Source organism: Rhodoferax ferrireducens, from assembly GCF_049302455.1.
Taxonomy (GTDB): Bacteria; Pseudomonadota; Gammaproteobacteria; order Burkholderiales; family Burkholderiaceae_C; genus Rhodoferax; species Rhodoferax ferrireducens_B.
The window spans coordinates 1-9,068 of sequence record NZ_JBAQMD010000049.1; the positions used below are offsets into that span (position 1 = coordinate 1).

At 62.9% G+C, this 9,068-nt stretch carries 10 protein-coding genes; 9 read left to right on the top strand and 1 reads right to left on the bottom strand.

The genetic code is table 11. The features are described 5' to 3' along the window. Positions 1 to 163 precede the first annotated feature (163 nt). Positions 164 to 1,249 carry a porin gene (locus tag WA157_RS08870; protein ID WP_422620588.1) on the top strand — a complete coding sequence of 362 codons (1,086 nt, stop codon included), beginning with the start codon at positions 164 to 166 and terminating at the stop codon, positions 1,247 to 1,249. Between the two features lie 400 nt (positions 1,250 to 1,649). Then, positions 1,650 to 2,195 carry a phasin family protein gene (locus tag WA157_RS08875; RefSeq protein ID WP_422620589.1) on the top strand — a complete coding sequence of 182 codons (546 nt, stop codon included), beginning with the start codon at positions 1,650 to 1,652 and terminating at the stop codon, positions 2,193 to 2,195. Positions 2,196 to 2,325: 130 nt separating this feature from the next. Here WA157_RS08875 and WA157_RS08880 read toward each other — a convergent pair whose 3' ends face one another. Further along, a complete protein-coding gene (locus WA157_RS08880) occupies positions 2,326 to 3,231 on the bottom strand; it encodes a LysR substrate-binding domain-containing protein (protein ID WP_422620590.1) in 906 nt (301 codons plus the stop codon). Between the two features lie 136 nt (positions 3,232 to 3,367). Between WA157_RS08880 and WA157_RS08885 the strand changes: the two genes are divergently transcribed. From WA157_RS08885 to WA157_RS08915, 7 genes are all read left to right on the top strand, one after another. Next, positions 3,368 to 4,399 carry an ABC transporter substrate-binding protein gene (locus WA157_RS08885; RefSeq protein WP_422620591.1) on the top strand — a complete coding sequence of 344 codons (1,032 nt, stop codon included), beginning with the start codon at positions 3,368 to 3,370 and terminating at the stop codon, positions 4,397 to 4,399. 32 nt (positions 4,400 to 4,431) lie between these two features. Continuing rightward, positions 4,432 to 5,478 carry an ABC transporter ATP-binding protein gene (locus tag WA157_RS08890; protein ID WP_422620592.1) on the top strand — a complete coding sequence of 349 codons (1,047 nt, stop codon included), beginning with the start codon at positions 4,432 to 4,434 and terminating at the stop codon, positions 5,476 to 5,478. Further along, a complete protein-coding gene (locus tag WA157_RS08895) occupies positions 5,475 to 6,335 on the top strand; it encodes an ABC transporter permease (protein ID WP_422620593.1) in 861 nt (286 codons plus the stop codon). The genes WA157_RS08890 and WA157_RS08895 overlap by 4 nt, the downstream gene beginning before the upstream one ends. Then, complete coding sequence (locus WA157_RS08900; protein ID WP_422620594.1) at positions 6,332 to 7,126, top strand: ABC transporter permease; 795 nt, start codon at positions 6,332 to 6,334, stop codon at positions 7,124 to 7,126. The genes WA157_RS08895 and WA157_RS08900 overlap by 4 nt, the downstream gene beginning before the upstream one ends. Then, on the top strand, positions 7,123 to 8,232 hold the full coding sequence (locus WA157_RS08905) for an NAD(P)/FAD-dependent oxidoreductase (RefSeq protein WP_422620595.1): 1,110 nt from the start codon (positions 7,123 to 7,125) through the stop codon (positions 8,230 to 8,232). Before WA157_RS08900 ends, WA157_RS08905 begins: the two co-directional genes overlap by 4 nt. Beyond that, the gene (locus WA157_RS08910; RefSeq protein WP_422620596.1) at positions 8,225 to 8,530 is read left to right on the top strand and encodes a (2Fe-2S)-binding protein; all 306 of its coding nucleotides are present in this window, start codon (positions 8,225 to 8,227) and stop codon (positions 8,528 to 8,530) included. The genes WA157_RS08905 and WA157_RS08910 overlap by 8 nt, the downstream gene beginning before the upstream one ends. Next, positions 8,527 to 9,068: NAD(P)/FAD-dependent oxidoreductase (locus tag WA157_RS08915; RefSeq protein WP_422620597.1), on the top strand; the 542-nt coding region annotated here is incomplete at its 3' end. The genes WA157_RS08910 and WA157_RS08915, both read left to right, overlap by 4 nt.

The following is a 9,068-nucleotide window of genomic DNA, read 5'->3' on the forward strand; positions in this document are numbered from 1 at the left end:
GCCACCGTCTCGAGTGGCGGCTTAGTCCAACGGGATCTTTTGCCTACCGTTCGCGGAACGGCCGCCCCAGTTTTGATTCAGCTCTTTAGCCCGCGACCGCCAGGCAAAAGACTCTCTGCATTATGCAAACAAGCCATCAACAACAATATTTGGAGAAATTTCAATGAAAAAAACTTTGATCGCCTTGGCGGTTCTCGCCGCATCCGGCGCCGCCATGGCCCAGGCAACCGTCACCCTCTATGGCATCGTCGATGTGAACGTGCAATCGGCCAAGCGGGCTACGGTTGATAGCACGGGAACGGGCGTGGCGGGCGTGACCCAGACGAAGCTGGAGTCCGGCGGCCAAAACGGCAGCCGCTGGGGTCTGAAGGGCTCTGAAGATCTGGGCGGCGGCTTGAAGGCTGTGTTTGATCTGCAAAACGGTTTCGCCGTGGACACCGGTGCCAGCGGTCAAGGTGGTTTGCTGTTCGGTCGCCACGCTTTCGTGGGTCTGAGCAACAGTGTTGGCACGCTGACCTTCGGTCGCCACGACACCCCATGGGATGACATGTTTGGTGGCATCCTGGCCTCGGGCACCAACGTGTTTGCTGCTACGAATGGCCCTGGCCTGGATGCCGCAGGTGCTGTGGCATTGAGAGCCGGTGTGGTGAATGCGGACTATGTCAAGGCGCTCAAGTCATTTGCCTCGAACGTTGGTGCCTGGACCGGCTATAACTCGCGTGCCAACAACAGCATTAAGTTCACTTCCGCCAACTTCAGCGGTTTCACGGTTTCTGCCCTTTACGCACTGGGTGAAGACGCAACTGCTGCGTTTGGTGCAACCCACACCACCTCGTTGGCTGGTCAGTATGCAAATGGCCCTATCACTGCAGTTTTGGCATACCAGGACGAAGTCTTGACCACGAACCCCAGCTCTATCAGCCTGAAGAACATTCTGGCTGGCGGTGCATATAACTTCGGTAAGTTCAAGCTGTCTGCTGCCTTTAACGAAGCCAAGGTCACCGATGCGCCCAAGCAAAAGGAATACGCTTTTGGCGTGTCCGTTCCCATGAACGCTTTGACCTTGCGTGCTCAAGTTGCGCAGTCCAAGGGTGACTTCCTGGGCAAGAGCACGGGCTACGACCTGGAAGCCCTGTACGACCTGAGCAAGCGCACCACGCTGTACACGTCTTATGTCAACACCAAGCACGAACTGGCTAATGATGAGCACAGCAGCATGTTCGCCATGGGCCTGCGCCACAAGTTCTGATGACATGCCAGCCTCCTGAATGGCTGGCTTGCATTGGCAACGCAAGAACCGCTGGATGTGAACCGTGGCCACTGGCTTGAAGTGTTGATGGCTCAGGTTCAAAGAGCAGCTTGATTGAAGGTCGTACCTGTCATGGGTACGACCTTTTCATTTGCTCAGGCTATGCCGCTCCATTGAGATGATCACGGTTGCATTCGCCATTCACAGGCGTTCCCGCAGCCACCATGTTTTCCTGTGGAACTAGGCCGACACCCCTAATAATTGCTGCAGTGCAACAAAAATCCTCCACGCCTTCGGATTCTCCCTATAATTCACATCATGTTGCACTGCAACATAAATAGCGGGACGCGGCTTTCACTGAGCAGGCACCCGATTCGCCTCATCAATCAAGGAAACCGACATGAACACCACCGCCGAACAATTCATCGCATCAAACAAAGCCAATCTGCAAGCACTGCAAGGCTTCACCACCCAGGCTTTTGCCGGCATCGAGAAACTGGTCGAGCTCAACCTGGCGGCCTCCAAGGCGGCCTTGGGCGAGTCGTTCAACCATGTCCAGGCTGTGCTGGGTGCCAAAGATGCCCAACAGTTGCTGGCTCTGCAATCTGGCCTGGTCAAGCCTCTGACCGAGAAGTCTGCCGCCTACGTTCAGCATGTTCAGACCATTGTGACTGGCGGCGGTGCTGAATTCACCAAGGCTGTTGAAGCCAAGACGGCCGAAGCACAAAAGGCATTCGACAGCGTGCTGGAAAACCTGACCAAGAACGCGCCTGCTGGCAGCGAAACCGCTGTGGCCGCCTTCAAGAACGCTTTGACCTCCGGTCAAAATGCGTTCGAGTCGGCTCAGGCTCAAGCCAAGAAAGCGCTTGCAACGGCTCAAGCCAACTTCACCGCAGCCGCCACCCAGACCGCCGATGCAGTCAAGAAAGCCACTAAAGTAGCTTAATAGCCAACTGCCTGCGGGCAGTGCGCATCAAGCGGCACCTGCGGGTGCCGCTTGTGTTTTAACCATCCGCAATTCATGAAATCAAGGCAGCACCCAACACGTGCGCCGACGCTGGATTCATGCCGCCAATTCAATCCTGATCGGATATCCGGATTTCCTCCCGCAGGTCTTTTGCAAATGCGTCCGACAGCAGCATCCGGCTGGCGACCTGCGGAAAAATGATGGCGTGGCGCGACGCAATCGCTTCCTTGACCGGGCGCACCACCAGATCGGGCCCGGCAAACGGCACAGCTGTCCACTTCGACACCAGCGTGATCCCCGCACCCGCGGCGACCAGCGCACAGGCAATCGATGAACTCGGCGTCTCCAGTACCACGTTGGGCGCCACGCCCAGCGTGGAGAAAGCCTCGTCCATCTGATAGCGCACAAAGCTGTGCTGCGACAGCATCACCATCCGTTCGCCATCGAGGTCCTTCAGTGAAATCTGCCGCTTGGAAGCCAGACGGTGACCGGCGGGCATCACGGCCATCGACGGTACAGGCTCCAGCGGCTCAATCTCGATGGCCGGTCGGGACAAGGGCAACTCGACGATGCCGACGTCGAACTGCCGGGTTGACACCAGCTCCGCGATCTGACGCGAGGGCAGGCTCTGCACAAACACCGTCACGTTCGGGCGTGAGGACAAAAACCGGGCGATGGCACGCGGCACCAGCCACTGGGCCAGGGCCGGTAGCGTCGCCACGCGCAAGGCACCGGCGCGCTGGAAGCGGATGTCCTGCGCCACTTGCGAGATGCGCTCGATACTGCCATAGAGAGTTTCAATCTCACGGTACAGCGCCTCGGCCTCGGGCGTGGGCACCAGGCGCCGTCCCCGCCGCTCGAATAGCGAATAACCTATGCGCAACTCCATCAAGCCAATGGTGCGGCTCACGCCCGGTTGTGTCACGCTCATCAGGCGGGCCGCGCCGACCACGCTGCCGGTCAGCATGACGGCGCGGAAAGCCTCGATCTGACGCAAATTGAGCACAGGTTTCATACATAACATTTTGGCATATACAGCCGTCGATGTTTACCTTTTCAAGGGCCGAGGCGGCGCATAAACTGCATTCGCCAGACTCTTCTTGTGCCTGGAGCAGCCCTTTCCTCTGAACCTGAATCAACCGGAGATCTTTATGCGCAAAATCCTCACTGTCATGGGTGCCGCCGCGCTGGCGGCATCCCTGAACGCCCAGGCCGCCGAGACCATTTACGTTGGCGGCTCTGGCGGTTCGACCGAAAAGCTGTACAAAGAGCAAATCATCCCGCCGTTCGAAGCCAAAACCGGTGCCAAGGTGGTCTACGTGCCAGGGAACTCGACCGACATCCTGGCCAAATTGCAGGCGCAAAAGGGCAAGCAGGAAATTTCGGTCGCACTCATTGACGACGGCCCCATGTACCAGGCCGTCGGCCAGGGCCTGTGCAGCAAGGTCGAAGACACGAGCGCCGTCAAAGAGCTCTACCCGGCCGCGCGCATGGTGGGCGACAAATCGGTGGGCATAGGCTTCATCGCCACCGGCCTGGCCTACAACAAGGACCAGTTCGCCAAACACGGCTGGCAAGCGCCGACCTCATGGCAGGACCTGACGGATCCGAAATACAAACAGAAAGTCGTGATTCCGCCCATCACCAACGGTTATGGACTGCTGACGCTGATGATGATGGCGCGCCTGAACGGCGGCGGCGAAGCCAACATGGAGCCCGGCTTCGACGCGATGATCAAAAAGGTCGCGCCCAACGTGCTGGTGTGGGAACCCTCGCCCGGCAAGATGGCGCAGATGCTGCAGACCGGCGAGGCGGCGCTGGTGGTCTGGGGCAATGGCCGCGTGCAGTCCGTGGCGGACCAGGGCGCACCGGTCGAGTTCGTCTACCCGAAGGAGGGCGCGGTCGTCATCATGGTGGCCGGCTGTGTGGTTGAAGGTGCGCCGCAAGCGAAGCTCGGCCAGCAGTTCCTGCAGCACGTGGTGTCGGCCGAGTCGCAGGCACTGATGGCCCAGGCGGTCGGCTTCGGCCCGGTCAACAAGACCACAAAACTCTCGCCTGAGGTGGCCAGGAAAGTGGTGTTCGGTCCGGACAAGGTCAATGCCCTGATCTCGCCCAACTACGACATCATCAACGCCAAACGCGCCGAGTGGACCAACCGCTGGAACCGCGCCGTCGAGCGCTGAGACATGACGCTACCCACATCCCAAGGACGACGATGAGCTTTCTTGAACTCCAGGGCCTGTCCAAGCGCTTTGACGACTTCACTGCCGTGAGCGGGTGCAGCCTGTCCGTCGCCAAAGGCGAGTTCGTGTGCCTGCTGGGGCCTTCGGGCTGCGGCAAGACCACCACGCTGCAGATGGTGGCGGGCTTCGTGCCGCCAACCGAGGGGCGCATCCTGCTCGACGGTCAGGACATCACCTCGGTGAAACCCGACAAACGCGGCCTGGGCATCGTGTTCCAGAGTTACGCCCTGTTTCCGCACATGACGGTGGCAGACAACGTGGCCTTCGGTCTGGAGATGCGCGGCGTGGCCGCCACCGAGCGCAGGCGCCGCGTAGGCGAAACGCTGGAACTGGTGCACCTGGAGTCCCTGACGGACCGTTACCCGCGCGAGCTATCCGGTGGCCAGCGCCAGCGCGTGGCGATGGCGCGCGCGCTGGTGATCCAGCCGCCGGTCCTGCTGCTCGACGAACCGATGGGCGCGCTCGACGCCAAGCTGCGCGAAGAGATGCAGATTGAGCTGCGCGCGCTGCAGCACCGCGTGGGCATCACCACCATCATGGTCACACACGACCAGGCCGAGGCCATGACACTGGCCGACCGCGTGGTGCTGATGAACCAGGGGCGCATTGAGCAGGTGGGCCGGCCGTTCGACATGTACGAGCAGCCCAACGGGCGCTTTTCATCCACCTTTCTGGGCAAGGCCAATGTGTTCACCGGTCAAGCCATTGGCGGCATGGTGGAAGTGAACGGACACCGCTTGCCTTGCGCCGACCGGACGGCCGCGGGCGTGGTGGACTACATCGTGCGCCCTGAGAAGGTTGAGATCACGCGTGAGCCGGCGCTGGTGCGCGGGCGCATCAGTGCGCGTGTGTTCCTGGGTAACCACTGGCTGTTCCAGGTCGACACGCCGCTGGGAACGATGCAGATCACCCACGCCAACACCGGCCTGCCCCAGGCGGGCGAGGGAGACGAGGTGGGGCTTTGCTGGTCGGGCGAACATGCCCGGGTCGTGCCGGCCGGCGCAGGAGCCACGGCATGAACGAGCAACGCAACTTGCTGCCCTATTGGCTCACCGCGCCCGGCATGTTGGTCACGCTGGCCTTCGTGGCGCTGCCGCTGGTGCTCATCTTCTCGCTCAGCCTGTACCCGTTTGTGAGCGGCGGTGGCGTCGGCGAGCAAATGACCGTCGCCAACTACGCCGACATTTTTCGCGACGACTACTTCCACGCCATCTTTGCGCGCACCTTCGGCATGGCGATTCTGGTCACCTTCCTGTGCATTGTCATCGGCGTGCCCGAGGCCTACGTGCTGACACGGCTGTCGCAGCGCTGGCGCGCGGTGTCGGTGGTGATCGTGCTCGGGCCGCTGCTCATTTCCGTGGTGATCCGCACACTCGGCTGGGCCATCTTGCTGGGCAATGAGGGCGTCATCAACAACCTGCTGCTGGCCACCGGCCTGGTAAGTGAGCCGATCAAGATCATGTTCACGTTCACCGGCGTGGTCATCGCCATGGTGCATGTGCTGGTGCCCTTCATGGTGCTGGCGGTGTGGACCTCGCTGCAAAAGCTCGACCCCGCCACCGAGCAGGCCGCGCAGTCGCTGGGCGCCGGACTGCCGACGGTGTTGCGGCGCATTGTTTTCCCGCAGGTGATTCCGGGCGTACTCTCGGGCGGGCTGATTGTTTTCGCGCTGGCTGCCAGCGCTTTCGCCACGCCGGCCATCATCGGCGGCAGACGGCTCAAAGTGGTGCCGACCACAATCTACGACGAGTTCCTTGGCAATCTCAACTGGCCGCTGGGTGCGGCGCTGGCCGTGGTGCTGGTGCTGATCGTGCTGGCCGTCTCCATGGGCGTGAACCGGCTGGTCGAAAGCCGGTGGAAGCAGGTATTCGTATGAGCAAGTTGCCTCGCTCCCTGCTGGTATTCCATTGGCTGTTCGGGATATTCATGCTCGCGCCACTGGCCATGGTGGTGCTGGTGTCGTTCACCGCCAAGGGCTACATCGCCATGCCCTTTGACGGCGCCTCGCTGCGCTGGTACCGCGCCATGCTGGAGGCGACGGACTTCATCGACGCTTTCTGGCGCAGCCTGGGCCTGGCCGCTGCGGCCGCCACGCTGGCGACTCTGATGGCGGTGCCGGCGGGCATGGCGATCGCATGGCACCGCTTCGCCGGGCGCGACACCATCCTGGCACTGCTGCTGTCGCCGCTGATGGTGCCGCACGTGGTGCTGGGCATTGCCCTGCTGCGTTTTCTGACGCAGATTGGCGGCTCGGGCAGTTACTGGGGGCTGACCGCGGCGCACACCGTGATCGTGCTGCCCTATGTGCTGCGCCTGGTGGTGGCGGCGGCCACGGGCTTCGATCGCAGCGTTGCGCAGGCCGCGCAGTCTTTGGGAGCATCCGGCTGGACCGTCTTTCGCCGCATCGAGTTGCCCCTGATCGTGCCCGGCGTGGCGGGCGGCTGGCTGATCGCCTTCATCAACAGCTTTGACGAATTGACGATGTCGATTTTTGTCGCCTCGGCCGGCACCCAGACGCTGCCGGTCAAGATGTACAACCACATCGCTCACACCATCGACCCCTTGTTGGCATCAGTCTCCACCGTGATGATTGTGCTGACCCTGGTGCTGATGATCGTGCTGGATCGCTTCTACGGGCTGGACCGCGTTCTGTCGGGCAAAACATGAGGCAACACACTGAACTCGACACCCTGGTGATTGGCGGCGGCGTGGTCGGCATGGCGGTGGCCTATGGCCTGGCACGCGCCGGCGAACGGGTGCGCCTGCTCGACGAAGGCGACGACGCCTTTCGCGCCGCCCGGGGCAACTTCGGCCTGGTGTGGGTGCAGGGCAAGGGTCTGGGCCATCCGGCTTATGCGCGCTGGAACATGGCTGCCGCGCGGCAGTGGCCAGCGTTTGCCCGGGAACTCGCCGAGCGAACCGGTATTGACGTCGAGCTGTCCCAGATCGGCGGCCTCATCATGTGTCTGAGTGACGCCGAACTCGCGAAACGCGCCGGAAATCTTGAGGCGGTCCGCCAGCAGATCGGGGGCCACTACCCTTATGAAGTGCTCAACCTGACCCAGCTCCGTGCGCTGTCTCCGTTTGTCGGCCCGGAAGTCTCCGGCGCCGTTTTCTGCCCGCTCGACGGCCATGTCAGTCCGCTGCGGCTGCTGCGCGCGTTGTTCCAAGGCTTTGCGAACCTGGGCGGCGAGTTGCTACCCGGGGTGCATGTCGATGCCATCGAGCATCGCAACGGTGAGTTCCGCGTGCGCACGGGTGCGACCGAACACGTCGCCGGCAAACTGGTGCTGGCGGCCGGACTGGGCAACCGCGCCCTCGCCCCACTGGTGGGCCTGGAGGCTCCGGTTCAGCCCCTGCGGGGCCAGATTCTGGTCACCGAGCGCGTGCAGCCCTTTCTGCGCCACCCGTCATTGCATGTGCGGCAAACCGGCGAAGGCGTCGTGCAGCTGGGCGACTCCAAAGAAGATGTCGGCCTGGACGACGGCACCACGCTGGCGCAGCTCGCGCGCATCGCCGACCGCGCCATACGCTGCTTCCCGCTGCTCAAAAGCGTCAACGTCGTGCGTACCTGGGGCGCGCTGCGCGTGATGAGTCCGGACGGCTTTCCCATTTACCAGGCCTCCACCAGTTGCCCGGGCGCCTTCGTCGTCACGTGCCACAGCGGCGTCACACTGGCAAGCCAGCATGCGGGCCCCCTGGCGGACTGGATCCGGGGTGGACCCGAACCAGCCGACATCACCGGATTCAAAGCGGAGCGTTTTCATGTTTAGACCGATCGAGCCCACCCTCGCGCGCCAAACGGTGTTGTTGCAGGTCCAGGGGCGCCCCATCACTGCCCGCGAAGGCGACACGCTGGCCATCGCGCTGCTGAACGCGGGTGTGGTCCCGTTTCGACAGACCCCGGTCTCCGGCCAGCCCCGCGCGCCCTTGTGCCTGATGGGCGTGTGTTTTGACTGCCTGGTCGAAGTCGACGGGCGGCAAAACGTCCAGTCCTGCATGGTCGAAGTCTCTGAGGGCATGCAGGTGCGCCTGCAGAGTGGCGCGCGCCGGGTCGAGGACGCCGCATGAGACACGATCTGGTGATCATCGGCGCCGGCCCGGCCGGCATGTCCGCCGCGCTGACGGCCGCATCGCTGGGGTTGAAAACCGTGCTGCTGGATGAGCAGCCGCGCGCTGGCGGCCAGATCTACCGCAATGTCACGACGGCCGACCCCAAGCTGGCGACCCTGCTCGGGCCGGACTACACCTACGGCCGCGCGTTGGCCGGGCGCCTGGCGGGCTCGGGCGTCGAGTTGCGCTACGGTGCCCTGGTGTGGGACGTCGCACGCGACCTCACCGTGACGACCTTGCAGCAGGGCCAATCGCTCCAGGTGCGCGCGCCACAATTGATCGCCGCCACCGGCGCCATGGAACGCCCGTCGCCCATCCCCGGCTGGACGCTGCCAGGGGTGATGAACGCCGGCGCGGCGCAGATCGCGCTCAAAAGTTCAGGCTCCGTGCCAGCGGGCCCGGTGCTGCTGGCGGGCGGCGGCCCCCTGCTGCTGCTGGTCGCCTGCCAACTGCTCGACGCGGGCGCCACGGTGGCCGCCGTCGTCGAGACCTCGCC